Source organism: Arthrobacter sp. AIWTK1, assembly GCF_056680535.1.
Window position 1 is genome coordinate 2,303,485 of record NZ_CM155287.1, and the last position, 19,078, is coordinate 2,322,562.

General features: G+C 66.3%; 21 protein-coding genes. 10 read left to right on the forward strand and 11 right to left on the reverse strand.

Annotated elements, in window-relative coordinates:
- Positions 1-24: 24 nt before the first annotated feature.
- Complete coding sequence (locus tag AC1MDG_RS10475; protein ID WP_479808966.1) at positions 25-984, forward strand: heme o synthase; 960 nt, start codon at positions 25-27, stop codon at positions 982-984.
- 301 nt (positions 985-1,285) lie between these two features.
- On the opposite strand, the gene AC1MDG_RS10480 is transcribed toward AC1MDG_RS10475, so the two are convergent.
- The 3 genes from AC1MDG_RS10480 to AC1MDG_RS10490 are packed head-to-tail and all read right to left on the reverse strand — an operon-like array spanning position 1,286 to position 3,961.
- Positions 1,286-2,230 carry a COX15/CtaA family protein gene (locus AC1MDG_RS10480; protein WP_479808967.1) on the reverse strand — a complete coding sequence of 315 codons (945 nt, stop codon included), beginning with the start codon at positions 2,228-2,230 and terminating at the stop codon, positions 1,286-1,288.
- 7 nt (positions 2,231-2,237) lie between these two features.
- Positions 2,238-2,996 carry an ABC transporter permease gene (locus tag AC1MDG_RS10485; protein WP_479808968.1) on the reverse strand — a complete coding sequence of 253 codons (759 nt, stop codon included), beginning with the start codon at positions 2,994-2,996 and terminating at the stop codon, positions 2,238-2,240.
- The gene (locus AC1MDG_RS10490) at positions 2,993-3,961 is read right to left on the reverse strand and encodes an ABC transporter ATP-binding protein (protein ID WP_479808969.1); all 969 of its coding nucleotides are present in this window, start codon (positions 3,959-3,961) and stop codon (positions 2,993-2,995) included. The genes AC1MDG_RS10485 and AC1MDG_RS10490 overlap by 4 nt, the downstream gene beginning before the upstream one ends.
- 114 nt (positions 3,962-4,075) lie before the next feature.
- Here AC1MDG_RS10490 and AC1MDG_RS10495 point away from each other — a divergent pair, with 114 nt between their 5' ends.
- From AC1MDG_RS10495 to AC1MDG_RS10520, 6 genes are read left to right on the forward strand one after another with little or no spacing between them, the layout of a single operon-like run.
- Positions 4,076-4,945, forward strand: a complete 870-nt coding sequence (locus AC1MDG_RS10495; protein ID WP_479808970.1) for a helix-turn-helix transcriptional regulator — start codon at positions 4,076-4,078, stop codon at positions 4,943-4,945.
- Positions 4,945-6,408 (forward strand): Fe-S cluster assembly protein SufB, encoded by a 1,464-nt coding sequence (gene sufB / locus AC1MDG_RS10500; RefSeq protein ID WP_043481512.1) that lies wholly within the window; start codon positions 4,945-4,947, stop codon positions 6,406-6,408. The genes AC1MDG_RS10495 and sufB overlap by 1 nt, the downstream gene beginning before the upstream one ends.
- Positions 6,408-7,658: a Fe-S cluster assembly protein SufD gene (gene sufD, locus AC1MDG_RS10505; RefSeq protein WP_043481513.1), complete on the forward strand. Its 1,251-nt coding sequence runs from the start codon at positions 6,408-6,410 to the stop codon at positions 7,656-7,658. Before sufB ends, sufD begins: the two co-directional genes overlap by 1 nt.
- A 19-nt stretch (positions 7,659-7,677) precedes the next feature.
- Positions 7,678-8,034, forward strand: a complete 357-nt coding sequence (locus AC1MDG_RS10510; protein WP_479808971.1) for a non-heme iron oxygenase ferredoxin subunit — start codon at positions 7,678-7,680, stop codon at positions 8,032-8,034.
- 43 nt (positions 8,035-8,077) lie between these two features.
- Positions 8,078-8,875, forward strand: coding sequence for a Fe-S cluster assembly ATPase SufC (sufC, locus tag AC1MDG_RS10515; protein ID WP_043481517.1), 798 nt, complete (start codon positions 8,078-8,080; stop codon positions 8,873-8,875).
- Positions 8,876-8,888: 13 nt separating this feature from the next.
- Positions 8,889-9,221 (forward strand): metal-sulfur cluster assembly factor, encoded by a 333-nt coding sequence (locus AC1MDG_RS10520; RefSeq protein WP_011691953.1) that lies wholly within the window; start codon positions 8,889-8,891, stop codon positions 9,219-9,221.
- Between the two features lie 105 nt (positions 9,222-9,326).
- Here AC1MDG_RS10520 and ypfJ read toward each other — a convergent pair whose 3' ends face one another.
- Complete coding sequence (gene ypfJ / locus AC1MDG_RS10525; RefSeq protein ID WP_011691954.1) at positions 9,327-10,208, reverse strand: KPN_02809 family neutral zinc metallopeptidase; 882 nt, start codon at positions 10,206-10,208, stop codon at positions 9,327-9,329.
- A 60-nt stretch (positions 10,209-10,268) separates the two neighbouring features.
- Between ypfJ and AC1MDG_RS10530 the strand changes: the two genes are divergently transcribed.
- Both AC1MDG_RS10530 and AC1MDG_RS10535 read left to right on the forward strand, forming a co-directional pair.
- Positions 10,269-11,675, forward strand: a complete 1,407-nt coding sequence (locus AC1MDG_RS10530) for a class I adenylate-forming enzyme family protein (protein ID WP_479808972.1) — start codon at positions 10,269-10,271, stop codon at positions 11,673-11,675.
- Positions 11,668-12,909: a thiolase family protein gene (locus tag AC1MDG_RS10535; protein ID WP_479808973.1), complete on the forward strand. Its 1,242-nt coding sequence runs from the start codon at positions 11,668-11,670 to the stop codon at positions 12,907-12,909. Before AC1MDG_RS10530 ends, AC1MDG_RS10535 begins: the two co-directional genes overlap by 8 nt.
- Here the strand turns inward: AC1MDG_RS10535 and AC1MDG_RS10540 are convergent.
- The 3 genes from AC1MDG_RS10540 to AC1MDG_RS10550 are packed head-to-tail and all read right to left on the reverse strand — an operon-like array spanning position 12,906 to position 15,017.
- A complete protein-coding gene (locus tag AC1MDG_RS10540; protein WP_479808974.1) occupies positions 12,906-13,556 on the reverse strand; it encodes an energy-coupling factor transporter transmembrane component T family protein in 651 nt (216 codons plus the stop codon). The genes AC1MDG_RS10535 and AC1MDG_RS10540 overlap by 4 nt on opposite strands.
- Positions 13,553-14,326: an energy-coupling factor ABC transporter ATP-binding protein gene (locus tag AC1MDG_RS10545; RefSeq protein ID WP_479808975.1), complete on the reverse strand. Its 774-nt coding sequence runs from the start codon at positions 14,324-14,326 to the stop codon at positions 13,553-13,555. Before AC1MDG_RS10545 ends, AC1MDG_RS10540 begins: the two co-directional genes overlap by 4 nt.
- A 1-nt stretch (position 14,327) precedes the next feature.
- Positions 14,328-15,017: a biotin transporter BioY gene (locus AC1MDG_RS10550; RefSeq protein WP_479808976.1), complete on the reverse strand. Its 690-nt coding sequence runs from the start codon at positions 15,015-15,017 to the stop codon at positions 14,328-14,330.
- 314 nt (positions 15,018-15,331) lie between these two features.
- Between AC1MDG_RS10550 and AC1MDG_RS10555 the strand changes: the two genes are divergently transcribed.
- Positions 15,332-16,930 carry an ABC-F family ATP-binding cassette domain-containing protein gene (locus tag AC1MDG_RS10555; protein WP_043481529.1) on the forward strand — a complete coding sequence of 533 codons (1,599 nt, stop codon included), beginning with the start codon at positions 15,332-15,334 and terminating at the stop codon, positions 16,928-16,930.
- A gap of 80 nt (positions 16,931-17,010) precedes the next feature.
- Here the strand turns inward: AC1MDG_RS10555 and AC1MDG_RS10560 are convergent, their stop codons facing one another.
- Genes AC1MDG_RS10560 through AC1MDG_RS10575 form a run of 4 tightly spaced genes read right to left on the reverse strand, consistent with a single transcriptional unit; the run spans position 17,011 to position 19,049 of the window.
- On the reverse strand, positions 17,011-17,490 hold the full coding sequence (locus AC1MDG_RS10560; RefSeq protein WP_479808977.1) for a YbaK/EbsC family protein: 480 nt from the start codon (positions 17,488-17,490) through the stop codon (positions 17,011-17,013).
- A 3-nt stretch (positions 17,491-17,493) separates the two neighbouring features.
- The gene (locus AC1MDG_RS10565; RefSeq protein ID WP_479808978.1) at positions 17,494-18,360 is read right to left on the reverse strand and encodes an SURF1 family cytochrome oxidase biogenesis protein; all 867 of its coding nucleotides are present in this window, start codon (positions 18,358-18,360) and stop codon (positions 17,494-17,496) included.
- Positions 18,361-18,621, reverse strand: a complete 261-nt coding sequence (locus tag AC1MDG_RS10570; RefSeq protein WP_479808979.1) for a hypothetical protein — start codon at positions 18,619-18,621, stop codon at positions 18,361-18,363. It abuts the gene before it with no gap.
- Positions 18,618-19,049 carry a DUF3099 domain-containing protein gene (locus AC1MDG_RS10575; RefSeq protein WP_479808980.1) on the reverse strand — a complete coding sequence of 144 codons (432 nt, stop codon included), beginning with the start codon at positions 19,047-19,049 and terminating at the stop codon, positions 18,618-18,620. Before AC1MDG_RS10575 ends, AC1MDG_RS10570 begins: the two co-directional genes overlap by 4 nt.
- Positions 19,050-19,078: the final 29 nt, after the last annotated feature.

The following is a 19,078-nucleotide window of genomic DNA, read 5'->3' on the forward strand; positions in this document are numbered from 1 at the left end:
GACTGAACAGCCAGACAGAACAGAGTGACTGCCACCGTGAGCACAACAGATACGCCGCTGAACGCCTCCCGGCTCCCCGGAAAAATCGGGATAGCCCGTAAAGCGAAGGCGTACCTTGCCCTCACAAAACCGCGGGTGATCGAGCTGCTCCTCGTGAGCACGCTGCCCACCATGATTTACGCGGAACGCGGATTTCCGTCCATCGGGCTCATTCTTGCCACGCTCGTGGGCGGGGCATTCGCGGCCGGCAGCGCCGGTGCCTTCAACTGCTACATCGACCGTGACATCGACAAACTGATGCACCGGACCGAAAACCGACCCCTGGTCACCGGCGAAGTGACCCCGCGCGAGGCGCTGGTGTTCTCCTGGCTGCTGGGGGCGGCCGCCATCGCGATCCTTTGGTTTGGCGCCAACCCCCTCTCGGCGTGGCTTGGCCTCGGGGCCATCGTGTTCTACGTGGTCATCTACACCATGATCCTCAAGCGCCGCACGGCCCAGAACATTGTTTGGGGCGGCGCTGCGGGATGCTTCCCGGTGCTGATTGCCTGGTCCGCGGTCACCAACACTGTGGAGTGGCCGGCAATCGTCCTCTTCATGGTGATCTTCCTGTGGACCCCGCCGCACTACTGGCCGCTGTCCATGCGCTACGGCGAGGACTACCGGAACGCTAACGTGCCGATGCTCGGGGCCATCGCCGGTGCGAAGGTCGTCTCCGTCCAGGTTGTCCTCTACGCGTGGGCCATGGTTGCCTGCTCGCTGCTGCTGATCCCCGCCGGCGGAGCGGGCTGGGTCTACACGGTCACCGCCGTCGCTGCCGGCGCCTGGTTCCTGTATGAATCGCACGCCCTCTACAACCGGGCCCAGGGCGGCGACGTCTCCAACAAGGGCGCCATGAAGGTCTTCCACGGTTCCATTAGCTACCTGACCCTGCTGTTCATCGCACTGGCTGTCGACCCCTTCGTGGGTTCAGCCATCATGGGCTAACCCCAAACCCCTAACCCCACACCCCACGGGACGCTCTCTCACCACGCAAGTGACGAGCGTCCTGTTTGCGGTCGTACCGAGGTGAGAGAGCGTCGGCAAAAACACTGCAGGATCTGAGAGAGCGTCGTGGGGTTGTCGTGGCATTCACGTCAGGAGGCAAAGGGAAGCACCCCGGTCAATGGTGACCGGGGTGCTTCCCGCCTGCTGCCTGTTACCCGGCTTGGCTGCCGTTTCGGGGCTGCCTGACCAGGGCCGGCACTGTTGCCTGAACGCGCCCTGCGGCACGCCTGACCGGACGGCCCTACTTGACCGGGCTGAACCGCGCCAGGTCTGCGGCGTTCGTGGCGGCGCTCATGAGCAGCGCGGCTCCGAGCATGTGGGCGCCCACCAGGAGAGCGGGAATGCCGTTGTAGTACTGCGTGAAGCCAATAACCGCTTGCAGCACCGTGACTCCCAGGAGCATCAGCACGGCAGTGCGGAACGGCCCCCTGACCCGGCCCCGGAACACGAGGAATACACCGAAGAGCGCGCCGGCAGTGACAAGGTAGGCGGGCACGGCGTGGATGTGGGAGAAGAGGTCCCAGTCCAGGTCGTTCCTGGGGGCGTCGGCGTCACCCGCGTGCGGCCCCGCCCCTGTAACCACCACTCCGAGCGTCACGGCGACGGCGGAAAACAGCGCGACGGCGGCCATCACCGGCCGTGCGGCGCCGGGAAGGGCGGGAAGCGCGACGGCGGGAAACCGTCCCGTGCGCCCATAGGCCCGGTTGACCAACAGCGTCGCAATAACGACCAGGGCCATCGACACCAGGAAGTGGAGCCCCACGACCCACGGATTGAGCTGGGTGAGTACCGTGATGCCGCCGATGACTGCCTGTGCCGGGATGCTTGCCAGCAGGCCCAGGGCCAACAGGAAGAGGTCCTTGCGCTCCTTGCGGAGGTTCCACAAGTACACCAGCATGAGCACTGCGATCGCCGCCAGCGCGAACGTCAGGAGCCGGTTCCCGAATTCGATGAGGCCGTGGATGCCCATTTCCGGGGTGTTGACCAGGGACCCGTCCGTGCAGCGCGGCCACGTGGGGCAGCCGAGGCCGGACGCGGTCAGGCGTACGGCGCCGCCGGTCACCACGAGGACCGTCTGTCCGATGAGTGAGAGGACGGCCAGCCTGCGCACGGTCGCGTTGACCGTTACGGGCAGCTTGGACGTCATGCGTCCGAGAATCTGGGGGAGGCGCGATGCCGTACTCACGGTTTTCTCAATTCCACTTGAACCAACGGATGGCCGCTGCACCGGCAATTGCCGTCCAGAGCAGCAGGATTAGGGTGGCGCCTCCATTGAAGGTGCCTGCCAGGAAGGCGTCCCGGAGCGCCTCGCCCAGCGCGCCGGAGGGCAGGAAGTGGACAAGGTCCCTGGCCGGTCCGGGCAGCCGCTCGGCGGGCAGGACAATTCCGCCCAGGGCTCCGAGCAGGATCCACAAAAGGTTGGTGATGGCCAGGGTGGCCTCCGGCCGGACTGTACCGGCGACCAGGAGGCCCAGTGCGGTGAAAGCTGCCGCCCCCAGCACCAGCAGTACCAGCGCCGGAAGCCAGCCCGCCGCCGTCGGCTGCCAGCCGAGTGCGAAAGCCACCACGCCCACCACCAGTACCTGAAGGACCAGCACGGCCAGCACCGCCAGGATCTTGCCTGCGATCAGTCCGGCGCGGCCCAGGGGAGTGGTGGACAGGAAACGCAGCACTCCATACCGGCGGTCGAAGCCGGTGGAGATGCCCTGGCCGGTGAAGGCGGTGGACATGGCGCACAGGGCGAGGATGCCTGGCACCGCCACGTCAACGCGGGATCCGCCCAGGCCGTCCAACAGCGGGGTAACAGTCAGTCCCACCAGGGCCAGCAAGGGCAGGACGATCGCCAGGATGAGCTGCTCCCCGTTGCGGAGCATCGTCAGTGCTTCATACTTTCCCTGGAGCAGGATGCGGCGAAGCAGCGGGGCAGGAGCGCTGCCGAGGACCCGGCTCATCGGATCTCCCTTCCCGAGATGTCCAAAAATACGTCTTCGAGGCTACGGGCCTCCAGGCTCATGGAGCCGGGCATGATGCCGTGGGCAGCCCACCAAGCCGTCAGTGAGGCAAGGTCTTCCGGGGTCAGCGCGCCGGTTGCGGCATAGCTCCCGGCGCGGGTTTCCCGGACGTCCACGGCGGCGGGCAGCACGCCAGTGAAGTCCAGGCCGGGCCGTGCCTCGAAAAGAAGCGTCCGGACATGTTCCTGGGCGGCGTCCGCACCCAGATTCCGCTGCAGCAGCTGCGCCACCGTGCCCTCCGCGACGTTCCGGCCCGCATCAATGATGTACACATAGTCGGCCAGCCGCTGGGCATCGTCCATAAGGTGGGTCGTCAGGACGATTCCCATCCCGGCATCCCGCAGTTCGGAAATCAATTGGAAAACCAGCTGGCGTGACTGTGGATCCAGGCCCGCACTCGGCTCGTCCAGGAAGAGGACTTCGGGGTTTCCCACCAGGGCAGCGGCAAGGGCCAGCCGCTGCCGCTGGCCGCCGGAGAGGCGCCGGACCGTGGTCCGGCTAAACGTGTCAATGCCCAGGCGCCCGATCAATTCATCAACAGGCCATGGATCCTGGTACATACCGGCGATATGCTTCAGCAGGGGGATGGGACGGGCCGACGGCGGCAACCCGCCGTCCTGCAGCATCACACCCACGCGGGAGCGGAGCGAGGCCCCTGAAATGTCCGGGTCCTGGCCTAGCAAGGAGACCGTACCGCCGGACCGCCGCTGCAATCCCTGCGCGCATTCAATGGTGGTCGTTTTGCCGGCGCCGTTGGCTCCCAGCAGGGCGGTGACCTGTCCGCGTTCGGCGGCCAGGGAGACGCCGCTGACCACCCGGAGCATTTTGCCGTCAAGGGAGGCCAGCGGGCCAACGTCCTTGATGAGTCCGGTAATGGACAGGACGGGAGAATCGGGAGATCGCACCAAAGCATTCTACGGGATGTAGTACGCGCGCCACCCGACGGGATGTGACCGCAGGTCAGCCTCGCCTTACTGGAACGGGGGAGTAAATTACGACATGATTGTGTTGTGTATTCCATGAGCACTCGACTTTCTGCGCCCCGAACCGGGCCAGCCGCGCCCGACGGTGCCGCCGGTTCGCTCCGGCCCGGGATTTCTGCGCCCGCAACAAGGCCGGCGCCGCCGCCGCATACGTTGCCGGCGGACTCGGAAGAGCGCACGCGCGACCGCGTATTGAATGCCGTGCTGGAGCACGGGCCTGTCAGCGCTGCCGAGCTCGGCGACCTGCTGGGATTCACTCCCGCAGCCGTGCGCCGCCACTTGGACCACCTGTCCCGCAGCGGAGTCATTGAGGTCAAACGCGTGGCGAAGGCCGGCGCCGGCGCCGGACGCCCGGCCCGCCGCTACGTCCTCAGCTCGCAGGGACAGTCCAGCCTGGGCGACGACTATCTCGACATTGCCGGCCAGGCCCTCCAGCGCCTGGGCGAAATTGCCGGACCCGACGCCGTCCGTGAGTTCGCCGTCGAGCGCTTTGCCGACATGGAGCGCCGGTACGCGCCGGAGATCGAGGCCGCCGGCCAGGACATCACCGCCCGGGCGCAAGCACTGTCCGCAGCGTTGAGCCGGGACGGGTTCGTTGCCTCCGCAGCGTCCATTGAAGCCAAAGCGCCGCTCCCCGCAGCGCTTTCAAGCGTCCAGCTCTGCCAGGGGCACTGCCCCATCCAGCAGCTGGCCACGAAGTTCCCGGTGTTCTGCGACGTCGAAACCGAGGTCTTCTCCCGGCTCGTCGGCGTCGACGTGCGACGACTGTCCACGCTGGCGCGCGGCGGACACGTGTGCACCACCCACATACCTACAGGCCGTCCGGCCGCGAAGGGGCCTGCCGGCCCCGGACACACCACGGACAGCCTGGGCGAAGTATCCAACCATCTGCAAGAAAGGCCGTGATGACGGACCAACTATCAGAGAACAAGGTTGCTGAAACTACTGTGATTTCGGAGATTCTGGAGAAGAACCCCGAGCTCCACGGTATTGGCACCTACGAGTACGGCTGGGCCGACAAGAACGATGTCGGAGCCAACGCGCGTCGTGGCATCAACGACGAAGTTGTCCGGGACATTTCGGCCAAGAAGAACGAACCGGAGTGGATGCTGGATCTCCGCCTCAAGGGCCTGAAGTACTTCGACCGCAAGCCCATGCCCACGTGGGGTGCAGACCTCTCCGGCATCGACTTCGACAACATCAAGTACTTCGTGCGCTCCACCGAGAAGCAGGCCGCCACGTGGGAGGACCTCCCCGAGGACATCCGGAACACCTACGAGAAGCTGGGCATTCCGGAAGCCGAGCGCAGCCGCCTGGTTTCAGGCGTGGCAGCGCAGTACGAATCCGAGGTTGTGTACCACCAGATCCGCGAGGACCTCGAAGCCCAGGGCGTTATCTTCCTGGACACGGACACCGCCCTGCGCGAGCACCCGGAGATCTTCCAGGAGTACTTCGGCACCATCATTCCCGTGGGTGACAACAAGTTCGCGTCGCTCAACACGGCCGTATGGTCCGGCGGATCGTTTGTGTACGTTCCCAAGGGCGTCCACGTGGATATCCCGCTGCAGGCGTACTTCCGCATCAACACGGAAAACATGGGCCAGTTCGAGCGCACGCTGATCATCGCCGACGAGGACTCCTACGTCCACTACATCGAAGGCTGCACGGCGCCGATCTACACCTCGGACTCGCTGCACTCCGCCGTCGTGGAGATCATCGTGAAGAAGGGCGCCCGCGTCCGCTACACGACCATCCAGAACTGGTCCAACAACGTGTACAACCTGGTCACCAAGCGCGCCATCTGCGAAGAGGGCGCCACCATGGAGTGGATCGATGGCAACATCGGCTCCAAAGTCACCATGAAGTACCCGGCCGTCTACCTTGTGGGCGAGCACGCAAAGGGCGAAACGCTGTCCATCGCCTTCGCCGGCGAAGGCCAGCACCAGGACACGGGCTCCAAGATGGTGCACATCGCACCGAACACCAAGAGCTCCATCATCTCCAAGTCGGTGGCCCGCGGCGGCGGCCGCGCCGCCTACCGCGGCCTGGTCCAGATCCGTGAAGGCGCCAAGCACTCGGCCAACACGGTCCGCTGTGACGCCCTGCTGGTGGACACGATCAGCCGTTCGGACACCTACCCGTACATCGACATCCGTGAAGATGACGTCCAGCTGGGTCACGAAGCAACCGTCTCGCGGGTATCCGAAGAGCAGCTCTTCTACCTCATGTCCCGCGGCATGCGCGAAGACGAGGCCATGGCCATGATTGTGCGCGGCTTCATCGAGCCGATCGCCCGCGAGCTGCCGATGGAATACGCCCTCGAGCTGAACCGCCTCATTGAACTCCAGATGGAAGGATCCGTCGGTTAATGACTGCCGAAATTACTACTGAAAAGGCCCGCATCGGAGCGCCTTCCATCGCAGGCTTCACCGAGGAGGGCGAGGGGCTGGTCGCCGCCAAGGTGGACCACACCCACAACCACGGCGTTACCGTGATGTCCTCCCGCGCTGAACGCCTCACCAGCTTCAACGTTGCCGACTTCCCGCTGCCCACGGGCCGCGAGGAGGAATGGCGCTTCAGCCCGGTCCGCGGACTGGCCAACCTGCTCTCCGACACCGCAACGGACCTCGATCCCGTACCGGCCGCCGGCTACACGGTCGAAGCGCCGGAAGGGTACGTCCGCGCTCCGCTCGCTCCCGGAGCCGCACCCCGCGGAACCGCCCTGGTCCCGGCGGACCGGGCCGCCGTCGTCGCCTCCGCCAACACGGACGAGGCGCTGCATGTGGTCATCCCGGCGGAAGCCGAACCGGCCGAGCCGCTGCGGATCCTGGTCCACGGCGCGGCCGCCGGCCACCGCTCCAACGCGCACTTCGTGCTGGAAGCGGGCGCCAACTCCCGCAGCGTTGTGATCCTCGAACACACCGGTGCCGCCGACCACAACGGCAACCTGGAAGTCATCGTCGGTGAGGGCGCCAAGCTCACCGTGATCTCAGTACAGCTCTGGGAAGACGATGCCAAGCACCTGGCGCAGCACGACGCGCAGGTCGGCAAGGACGCTGTGTACAAGCACATCGCCGTGTCCCTGGGCGGATCCATCGTGCGCCTGAACTCCAACGTCCGTTTCTCGGGCGAGGGTGCCGAGGCCGAGCTGCTGGGCCTGTACTTCGCCGACGCGGGACAGCACCTGGAGCACCGCTCCTTCGTTGACCACAACATGGCCAACTGCAAGTCCAACGTGCTCTACAAGGGCGCCCTGCAGGGTAAGGACGCACACACCGTCTGGGTCGGCGACGTCCTGATCCAGAAGCAGGCCCTGGGCACCGACTCGTACGAGAAGAACCAGAACCTGGTACTGACGGACGGCTGCCGCGCGGACTCGGTCCCGAACCTCGAGATCGAAACCGGTCTGATCGAGGGTGCCGGCCACGCGAGCTCCACCGGGCGTTTCGACGACGAGCACTTGTTCTACCTCATGGCCCGCGGCATCCCCGAGGATGTTGCCCGCCGCCTGGTTGTCCGCGGCTTCCTCAACGAGATCATCCAGAAGATCAAGGTTCCGGCACTCGAAGAGCGCCTGACCGACGCAGTTGAGCGCGAGCTCGCCGCGAGCGAGAACTGAAACAGGCAGGCAGGAACGCATGAGTGAACAACCCAAGGGTGAACTGGTCTGCAATGCCAACGACATCCAGGTGAAACAGGCACTGCGGATCCTGATCGATGACTACCCGGTTGCCATCGTCAAGGATTCAATGGGCGAAATCCACGCCATCGGCGACACCTGCTCGCATGCGGACATTTCGCTGTCCGAAGGGGAAGTGGAAGGCTGCGCCATCGAGTGCTGGGGCCACGGCTCGCAGTTTGACCTGCGCAATGGCCAGCCTCTTCAGCTTCCTGCCTACGATCCCGTGCCTGTCTTCGCCGTTGAGCTTCATGGCGACGACGTCTACGTGGACGTGACCAATGTTCTGAACGGCGCCACGGTCAACAACTACTGAGCGCCCGGCTTCACAAGACTTACGAACGAAAAGAAAGAAGAGCATGTCAACTCTTGAGATCAAGGACCTGCACGTCAGCATTGAGACGGAGCAGGGCACCAAGGAGATCCTGAAGGGCGTCAGCCTGACCATCAGGACCGGCGAGACGCACGCCATCATGGGCCCCAACGGCTCGGGCAAGTCCACCCTGGCGTCGACGATTGCCGGCCACCCGCGCTACAACGTCACCAGCGGCACCATCACCCTGGACGGTGAAGACGTCCTGGCCATGAGCGTGGACGAGCGCGCCCGCGCCGGCCTGTTCCTGGCCATGCAGTACCCCGTGGAGGTTCCCGGCGTCAGCATGACCAACTTCCTGCGGACCGCCAAGACCGCCATCGACGGCGAAGCGCCCAAGCTGCGCACCTGGACCAAGGACGTCAAGGCCGCCATGGAGAAGCTGCGCATCGACGCCGACTTCACCCAGCGCAACGTCAACGAAGGCTTCTCCGGCGGCGAGAAGAAGCGCGTGGAGATCCTCCAACTGGAGCTCTTCAAGCCGAAGTTCGCCGTCCTGGACGAGACCGACTCCGGCCTGGACGTCGACGCGCTGAAGGTCGTTTCCGAAGGCGTTAACCGCGCCCACGCCGAAGGCAACATGGGCACCCTGCTCATCACGCACTACACGCGGATCCTGCGCTACATCAAGCCTGAGTTCGTCCACGTCTTCGTCGACGGCCAGGTTGTCGAAGAGGGCGGCCCGGAACTTGCCGACCGCCTCGAAGAAGAAGGCTACGACCGTTACGCCAAGGGTGCGGGCGCAGCCACCATCGCTGCAGCCGACGCTGCAGTCCAGGGCTAGTTAGGACAACGCCATGACCGAAATCAAAGCGGCCCGCACGGGCCTCGAAGATGTCGAAGAGGCACTGAAGGACGTCATCGACCCCGAGCTTGGAGTCAACATCGTCGACCTCGGCCTGCTGTACGGCCTGAAGTACTCGGACGACGACGGCGCCCTGCTGATCGACATGACGCTCACCACGGCGGCGTGCCCCCTCACGGACGTCATCGAAGAGCAGGTGGGCAAGGCCCTCGACGGCGTCGTGGACGACTGGCGGCTGAACTGGGTCTGGATGCCGCCATGGGGTCCGGAGCGGATCACCGAAGACGGACGCGACCAGATGCGTGCGCTGGGCTTCAACATCTAGCCAACGGCGCACACGCCAACAGCACGACGGCGGCCGGTCACCTTCCCTGGGGAAGGTGGCCGGCCGCCGTCGTTTCGTTTCTGTTCAGCCGAAGCGTCCAGTCAGCTAGAGCGTGGCGGCACTGAACGTGTCGCATTTGTTGATGTCGCCGGTCTGGTAGCCCTGGTAGAACCACTTCTGCCGCTGGGCGCTGGAGCCGTGCGTCCAGGCCTCCGGCGAAACCCGGCCGGTGGCTGCCTTCTGGATGCGGTCATCACCAACCGCGGACGCGGCGGACAGGGCATCGTTCAGGTCCTGCTGGGTGAGCGGTTCGAGGAAGGGCTGGCCGGTGTTGGGGTCCTTCTGCGTTGTGGCGTAGCGCACCCAGAGTCCGGCGTAGCAGTCTGCCTGCAGTTCGACGCGGACGGCACCGGATTCGGGGCCCTGCGGATCCTGCTGGGCGCGGTCAAGGTTGCCCATGATGTTCTGGACGTGGTGGCCAAATTCGTGCGCCACCACGTACTCCTGGGCCAGCGGACCGCCGGAGGATCCGAAACGGTCCACCAGGTCCTGGAAGAAGCCGGGATCGAAATACGCGGTGGTGTCGGCCGGGCAATAGAACGGCCCCACCTCGGAGGTCGCCCCGCCGCAGCCGGTGTTGGTGGCCTGGCTGAAGATCACCGTGGTGGGACGCGGATACTCCGTGTTGTACTGGGCGAGGTAGGCCGGCCAGAACGCGTTGAGGCTGTTCACCGTTCCGGTGATGCGGCAGTCGAGCCGGGCGTCCGCGTCGGCGCCGGTCTGGCAGGCCGGCGCGCTGCCCGTGCTCTGCGGCTCCTGGACTGTGCCAGTCAGGCCTTCCAGCAGTTGCGGGTTGACCCCAAACAGGGCGGCTAGCAGGAGGATGATTCCGCCGCCGATGCCGCCGCCGATCTTGGTTCCGCGGCCCATCCCGCGCCGGTCCTGGACCTGCGACGGGTCCAGCTGAACGTTGTCATTGAAACTCATAAAGTCACAATAGCCGTACCGGCCCCGCCGGGAGCCCTGGACGCCGGTAAAGTTGATCCGATGCCTTTCCTCAACAGACTCCAACGCTGGGCCGATGACCGCCACGACGACACTGCCGTCGTCGTGGCGGGCCGGCACCTCAGCTGGGGCGCGCTTCGGGACGCCGCCGCGGCCCGGACTGCGGACGGCGGACAGGTCAGCGTCCTGGCCGAGCCGAATTCCGTGGACTTTGCTGTGTCCTATGCCGCCGCGGTGGCAGGCGACCGGCAATGTGCCGTCCTCGACCCCACCTGGCCCGCGCAGCTCAAGGCAGACATTGCGGCCAGGCTGCAAAGTGGCGCCACTGCGGAGCCCGGTCCGCCGGCATCCGCGGAACTCTGCGACGGCACTCCGGAATCCGCCTTCCTGATCGGGCTGACCTCCGGGACCACGTCCGTGCCCAAGGCGTTCACGAGGTCCAGGCGGTCCTGGCAGCTTTCCTTCGATGCGTCCATCGAGTTCTTCGGACTGACCCAGGAGGACAAGACCCTCGCCCCGGGACCGCTGGCGGCCAGCCTCAACTTGTACGCGCTCTCCGAATGCCTGTACGCCGGCTCCGAGTTCCACACGCTGGAATCTTTCGACGTCGGCGACGTTCACTCCGCCATCACCCATGACGGCATCACCCGGCTTGTGCTGGTGCCCACCATGCTCCGGCTGCTCAGTGAACGCGGACTGGCCGGCTGCGTGGACGCTTCCGGCGTCACGTCCATCATCTGCGCCGGATCCAAGCTGGACGCCCGCACCCTGGAGGCCGCCCGCCGCTGGGCACCCCGGGCCACCATCTTCGAGTACTACGGAGCCTCCGAACTGAGCTTCGTTTCAGGTGCGGGTCTGCGGGCCGGAGCGCCGCTGGACGCGGGCGGAACGGGAATCGGCAAACCTTTCCCCGGCGTCGAGGTCCGGATCCTGGCCGACGACGGCGCGCCGCTTCCGGACGGCAGGGACGGCAACATCTGCGTCCGCAGCGGAATGGTCAGCAACGGCTACCTCTGGGGCGACGACGGGCAGGCACTGCGCTGCTTCGACGGCTGGTACACCGTGGGGGACCAGGGTTACCTGCAGGATGGCGAGCTCCATATCCTGGGCCGCCGCTCGGACATGATCATCACGGCCGGCAAGAACGTCTACCCGCATGAGGTGGAACTGGCCCTCGCGTCCGTCCCTGGCGTTGCGGCCGCCGTCGCGTCAGGCATGGCGGATGACGTCCGCGGCCAGCGGGTGATCGCCGGTGTGGTGCCGTCCCATGGTGGAATCACCGCTACGCAGCTGAAGGCGGGGCTGGACGATGTCCTGCCCAGGGACAAGCGGCCGCTGCAGTATTTTGCCCTCGCGGAACTGCCTGTGACGGACCGGGGCAAAGTCAGCAGGCAACTGCTGCTCGACTGGATAGAGTGCGGCGACACCAGGGTCCGCCGCCTTGGCTGAGCCAGCCGCAGAACAGCTGCCGCCCCACCGGCAGCCGGTGGTCATCGCGGCCCTCCGGACTCCCGTCCGGAAGGTCAATGGCGCCTTCAAGGAGCTCCGCGCGCATCAGCTCCTAGCCCCCGTGCTTCGGGGCCTCCTGACAGAATCCGGCCTGCCGGACCACGCTGTTTCGGACGTGGTGATCGGCAATGCCGTGGGAGGCGGCGGCAACGTGGCGCGGCTGGCTTCCTTGGAGGCCGGCCTGCCGGTCAGCGTACCCGGCCTGACCGTGGACCGGCAGTGCGGATCCGGGCTGGACGCCATAGTGCTCGCATCGCGGCTGGTGGCAGCCGGCGGCAATGGCGCCTACCTCGCGGGCGGTGTGGAGAGCATCAGCACCGCGCCGCTGCGCGCGCACAGGTCCGCCGACGGCAGTCCCGATTTTTTCCGGCGTGCCCAGTTCGTCCCGCTCAGCTACGGCGACCCGGACATGGGAAACGCTGCTGAAAACGTGGCAGCCACTTTCGACATCAGCCGGGACCGGCAGGACCGGTTCGCGCTGCGGAGCCACCGCCTGGCGGTGGCGGCAGCAGCGGCAGGACGCTACATCGGCGAGACGGTGCCGCTGCCGGCCGTGTCAGGAACCGTGGCGTACGACGACGGTCCGCGGGCCAGTATGTCGGCCGCCTTGCTCTCGCGGTTCCGGCCGGCGTTCGCAGCGGGCGGCACCGTCACCGCCGGGAATTCCTGTTTCGACGCGGACGCCGCGTCCGCCGTCGTCATCACGTCCCTGCAGCGCGCGCAGGAGCTGGGCGCAGCAGACGGGCTCCTGGTGCTCGGCACCAACACCGCGGGCGTCGACCCCCATCTTCTGGGCATGGGTGCCGCGACGGCTGCCGGCCGCCTCCTCGCGGAGCGCGGCATTCAGGCCGCCGACATTGACCTGGTGGAATTCAACGAGGCCTTCGCCTCGCAGACGCTCGCCTGCCTGGACGCGCTCGGCATCGACCCGGAGCGGGCAAACCTCGACGGCGGTGCGCTGGCCTTGGGCCACGCGTACGGGGCCTCGGGCGCTGTTCTGGTGACGCGGCTTCTCGCGCAGGCCCGCACCGGCACCGCGCAGACGCCCGGAAACACTGCGCAGGCGCGCGGGGCCGGACAGCTGGCGCTTGCCATGATCAGCATTGCGGGCGGTATGGGAACTGCTGCCCTCTTCCGGTACGAACGGCTGGACGGTGACTCCCGCAGCAGCTAGCTGCTTGCCTGCCCGTCGTCGTCATCTGTCCCCGGTTCGCCGAGCCCCCGGGCGGCGAGGGCATCGCCGGTCTGGCGGGCGTAGGCCACCGTTGTGATGAAGACCGGCAGGACCAGTGCCCGCGGGTTGCGTTCGAGGCCGCGTGCCCGGGCCGAATCCCGGACGTCCGAGTATGCCCCGGCGATGAACGGAATGCTGCGGAGCATGATCGCGATGGTGAGGGCGAAGCGTTCGGGATCCGCCCCAAAGCGCCGGAACGGCACCGCAAGGGACACGACGCCGTCAAGGAGCCGTTGCATGGGCGTGGTGGCGGTCAGTATGGAGGCGGCCACCACGCACACCAGGATGTTGAGGACGATCCGGGCCGCGACCGGGCCGCCCAGCTGCCACCACTGGAACAGTCCGACGGCCAGCAGCACGGGCAGGATGGGCCGGACAGCCTTGAACAGACGCCTCACGCCGACACCGCTGGAGAGGAACAGGGCGCACATGAGGACCAGCGCCGCCGCGGCAACCGCCCAGTCCACCACCAGGAACGAGGCCATCCCGCAGCCGACCACCACCAGGAACTTGAGCCAAAGCGGCGCCCGGTGGACCGGCGACGTGCCGGGAACATAATTGACCAGCAGGAAGTCGTGGCCGCTCACGCGGGCTCCGCTTTGTGCGGCGCCACCGAGGCACTGACCCGCGGAGCGGCAGTGTCCACCGGCGGGAGTCCTGCTGCGGACAGCGCCCGGTAGTGGTCGACGGCGGCGTCCGCACCGCCGTCGAACACCACCCGGCCGGATTCCACCACCAGGACACGGTCCATGTCCCGGACCAGTTCGAGGTCGTGCGTGGACATCACGATCTGCTGGCTGAGGCCCGCCAGAGTCCGGCGGAGGAGTTCCCGGTTCCGCAGGTCCAGGAGGGTGGACGGTTCGTCCAGCACCAGTACCGCGGGCTCGACGGCAAGGACAGCGGCCAGGGCCATCAGTTGCCGTTCGCCGCCGGACAGCTCGTAGATGCTTTGGTCGGCCAGCGGCATCAGCCCAAAGCGGTTGAGGATGGCCGCGGCCGCTTCCTGGCGCTCCCGCGGCTGACGGATGGAACGCCGCAGCGAGAGTTCCACGTCCTCCCGGCCGGTGGGCATCACGAGTTGGGAGAGCGGGTCCGTGAACACAAAACCGACTGTGCGGCGGACGGCACGCACGGCACGGACGGTATCGTCACCGTCAACGGTCACTGTTCCGTGGCTCGGTGCAACGAGTCCGTTCAGGAGCCGGAGGAGGGTGGACTTCCCCGATCCGTTCGCTCCGATCACGCCGATCCGCTGTTCGGTGAGGTTCAGCGAGATTCCGTCCAGGAGGGTCTTGGGTTGCGGCCGTCCATCCACCGCAACCCGGACGTTGACTCCGTCCAGCAGGATGCTGCCCATGCTAGTTACTGGCTCCGCCCTTTGGGGCCCTGACCGTCCCGGGCTTCCGGACACCGGCGCGGCGGATCAGGAGATCCGGGAACGCCTTGTGCAGGGCGAGTGCGATGGTGACGGCCAGGACGTTCTTGATGATGTCGCCGGGGTAGTAGGCAAGGTCAAGGATGAACGCCTTGGAAAGGTCCAGCTTGCCGTTGACCATCATGCCCAGCACGCCCAGGCCGTGGACCACTACGATGCTTGTGGCCATGGTTGCAGCGAAGAGGAACAGCCCTCGGTACTTCAGGGTGCGGCGGAGCACGAGGGTGGTGAGCCAGCCGACCGCAAGGGCAGCGAACGGAAAGGCAATGATGTAGCCGGCAGAGGGGCCGGCCAGGATCCCCAGTCCGCTCCTGCCGCCACTGAAGATCGGCAGGCCGGCCAGCCCCAGCAGGGTGTACAGGCCGACGGCGGCGAACGCCCGGCCGGGGCCCAACGCCAGCCCGGTCAGCATCACGGCGAGTGTCTGCAGGGTGATGGGGACGCCAAGTCCGCCAACCGGAATGGCCGCAATGAGTGCAGAGCCGGCCACGAGGGCGGCGAAGACGGCGATGAGGCCGAGGTCCGTGGCATTCCAACGGTTCCGGGCCGGTTTGCCGCCCGGTTTACGGCCGGCACCGGCCTGGCTGGTGACGGCGTTGTCAGTCTTGGTCATGGGGAGATCCTGTCGGTGGGTGCAAGTGCTGGGCAACGGGGATAGGGAGGCAGCCTGCACGGGCCGTTTCCCTGCAATTCCGACGATACGTCTCCGGCAGCGGCCCCATTTTGTAGGGGATCCACTAACAGCGTGCGCTGACTCTGGACGTGGTGGCCAATGAAGGCCCGGCGGGGCGCGGGGGCCGGGGTAATCCGGAAGGAGCGGTGCCGGTAGACTGGTAGAGGCCGTTCTCTCGGCCACACTGCCCCGGCCCCGCCCAGACTCCATCCGTTGTGCCGCGGCGTTCCCTGTTGTGAAAGGCCTTAGCTGCATTGATTACCGTCCAGGATCTCGAACTTCGCGCCGGCGCCCGCCTCCTTATGGACCAGGTGAGCTTCCGGATCGACAAGGGGGACAAGATCGGCCTTGTGGGCCGTAACGGTGCAGGCAAGACGACGCTGACCCGGGTTCTCGCCGGCGAGGGACTGCCCGCTGCCGGCAAGGTCACCCGCAGCGGTGAGATCGGTTACCTTCCCCAGGACCCGCGCACGCCGGACATGGAGCAGCTCGCGCGCGACCGGATTCTGTCCGTCCGGGGCCTGGACATCGCCGTCGGCAAGCTCCGCCTGGCCCATGAAGAAATGGCCAGCGAGGACGCCGCCGTCCAGCGTAAGGCGATGAACCGCTACGACCGGCTTGAATCCGAGTTCCTGGCGGCCGGGGGTTACGCCGCTGAAGCCGAGGCAGCAGCGATCTGCTCGAACCTCGCCCTCCCGGACCGTCTGCTGAACCAGCCGCTTAAGACGCTCTCCGGCGGTCAGCGTCGCCGCGTGGAGCTCGCCCGCATCCTCTACTCGGATGCCGAGACCATGCTCCTCGATGAGCCCACCAACCACCTCGACGCCGACTCCATCGCCTGGCTGCGCGACTTCCTGAAGAACCACCAGGGCGGCCTGATCGTGATCAGCCACGACACGGAACTGCTCGAAGCCACCGTCAACAAGGTCTTCCTGCTGGACGCCAACCGCGCCCAGATCGACTTCTACAACATGGACTGGAAGCGCTACCTCCAGCAGCGTGAAACCGACGAACGCGCCCGCAAGCGGGAACGCGCCAACGCGGAAAAGAAAGCCCAGGTCCTGTTCGACCAGGCCAACAAGATGCGGGCGAAGGCCACCAAGGCCGTTGCCGCCCAGAACATGGCCAAGCGTGCCGAACGCCTGCTCAGCGGGCTGGAGGCTGTGCGCGAAAACGACCGCGTGGCGGCGCTGCGCTTCCCCGATCCCTCGCCCTGCGGGAAGACCCCGCTCACCGCGGACGGGCTCAGCAAGTCCTATGGCTCGCTCGAAATCTTCACCGACGTGGACCTGGCCATTGACCGCGGCTCCAAGGTGGTCATCCTGGGCCTCAACGGTGCCGGCAAAACCACACTGCTGCGGATGTTGGCCGGTGTCGACAAGCCGGACACCGGCGAAGTGATCGCCGGCCACGGGCTCAAGGTGGGGTACTACGCCCAGGAGCACGAGACGCTCGACGTCGACCGCACGGTCCTGCAGAACATGCGTTCCTCCGCCCCGGACATGAACGACTCCGAGGTCCGCGGCATCCTGGGCTCGTTCCTGTTCTCCGGTGACGACGTCGACAAGCCTGCCGGTGTACTCTCCGGCGGCGAGAAGACCCGGCTTGCCCTGGCCACGATCGTGGCGTCCAGCGCCAACGTGCTGCTTCTCGATGAGCCCACCAACAACCTGGACCCGGCCAGCCGCTCCGAGATCCTGGGTGCCCTGCGCAACTACACCGGCGCAGTCGTGCTGGTGAGCCACGATGAAGGGGCCGTCGAAGCCCTGAACCCTGAGCGCGTTGTCCTGCTTCCCGACGGCGTCGAGGACCACTGGAACGAAGACTACCTGGACCTGATTACGCTGGCTTAGGCCGCTCGTGTCGTAGGCGTCCTGCCTGCGTCCGCTCCGTCCTTGCGTGTGTTACCTGTGCGCTCGGTGATGCCGGCGCCCTAGCGGACGGGCATCTCTTCTGCGCTGGTGATCTTTTGTAGCTCGTTGTAGGTGATGCTGAACATCGAGTGGTGGTCGCCTGCTCCGGCCCAGAGGAGGCTGTGGGCTTTGAGGGACTCGTCCAATAGTGTCCTGATCTTTTCCGGGTGGCCTACCGGGGCTACTCCGCCTACTTCCTGGCCGGTGTGTTCCAGGACGTAGGCGGGGGAGGCGCGGCGGATCTTTCCTGTTCCCAACCGGGCTGCTACCAGCGCCGTGTCCACCCTCGCCGCACCGCTGGCCAGGATCAGCAGGGGAGTGCCGTCGACGTCGAACACCAGACTGTTGGTGATGGCCGCTACCTCGCAACCGAGCGTCGCGGCCGCTGCGGCCGCCGTCGGTACTTTTGAGTCGAACACCGTCACGGTGTCCTCGGCGCCAAGAGCGGCGAGGACACGCTTGACGTTGGCAACCGGGCCGGGAATACCGTCAGGGCTCATCACTCAGTACCCCTGGGCATCCAGGATGGCGTCTTCCTCTTCCTCCGCCGTCGGATGTTTGCGCTTCCGGGGCGCCGGGCGGCGCCGGTTGGCGGCCATGGCGTACTCGGGCGTACCGTCCCCGGCAGCGTCCTGGGCGTCGATCTCAGCGTTGCGTGCCTGCTGGCGCGCCGCGTAGCCGAAGCCAATGAACATCAACACACCGAAGGCGAACCACTGCAGTGAGTACGACAGATGTGTTCCTTCCTCCATGGAGGGTTTCGGGAACGGGTAGGGCATGGTGGCGGCGGCGGGTGTTTCGGAGGCAAGTTGCCCGTAGGCACCCGTCAGCACAGGGTAGCCGAGCTGGGCGGCGTAGGCCGGCAGGTCGATGGAGGCGAGCTGCCCGTCGGGTGCGCCGCGCTGAAGCTCAGGCTCACCCGGCTTGAGCCGCACCACAACTGTGACGTCGCCCGACGGCGCCTCCGGAACAGAATCGGGGCGGCCGGGAGTGTCGTTCCCGATGGGGAGCCAGCCGCGGTCCACCACCACCGTCTGGCCGGTGGTAAGCCTGAAGGGAACCACCACTTCGTAGCCGGGCTGGCCGTTGAGCGGCCGGTTGCGCACCACTCGCTGGCCACCGACGTCGTACCGGCCATTCAACTCCACCTGGGTCCACTCCTTGTCGGCGTCCAGCCGGGAGAACTGCGCTTCGGCTGCCTCGAAGGGCAAGGGAGTGGCCGAATAGTTGGACGTGACCCGGTTGATCTCCGCCAGGGTCTCGGCCCTGCGGTCCATCTGCCAGCGGCCCAGGAACACGCAGGCAGTGGCAAAGATCGCAGCCAGCAGGAGATAACCCAGCCATTTGCTGGAGAAGAGGAAGCGGTACATTCAGCTGTCCCTGCCCGGTGCGGTGGCAAGAGCCAGCGGCAGGGTCTCTTTCCAGAGGCCCCGGGTCTGCAGGTAGTCTTCCAGCCAGAGCCGGTGCTCCTCGCAGGCCAGCCAGGTCTTACGGCGTTCGGGCGTGTGGATCTTCGGGTTGTTCCACAGCAACTGCCAGGCAGCCCCGGCCCGGCAGGCCTTCCGTGAACACATGGGTGCAGCCGCCTCGGCAGGCCCGGCGTCGCCGCCGGCCAGGTCAAAAATGTTCATGAAGCTGCCCGTTCCTGGCCGTCGATATCGTCTTCGTCCTCGATGAGTTCGCCCTGGAGAATCGTGGGCCCCTCGTCCGCGACGGCTGCCGGCGTTTCCGGTGCCTCGAGCTCCGCCAGCGGGGCCGCGTCCAACAGGTAATCGCTGTGAATCTCTGCTTTGTCGCTCCCGTTGGCGATGACCACGGCAATCCACGGAAGAAACACCGCGCCGGCAATCGGCAGGACCTTGAACCAGCCATCAACAACGAACACCAGGATCAGGCAAACCATGCGGATGCCCATGGCCACGGCATATTTGATCATCCGTACGCGCATCTCTTCCGAATGCGCAGTGGCGGCATCCGTAATGCTGTGCACCTCGGCGTCACCGGAGACGGCGTCCGGTTCACCGGACGTCGAAGGTCCGGGTCGTTTTGCAAGTGTCACGGCTGATTCATCACGCTCCCAAGGCTTAA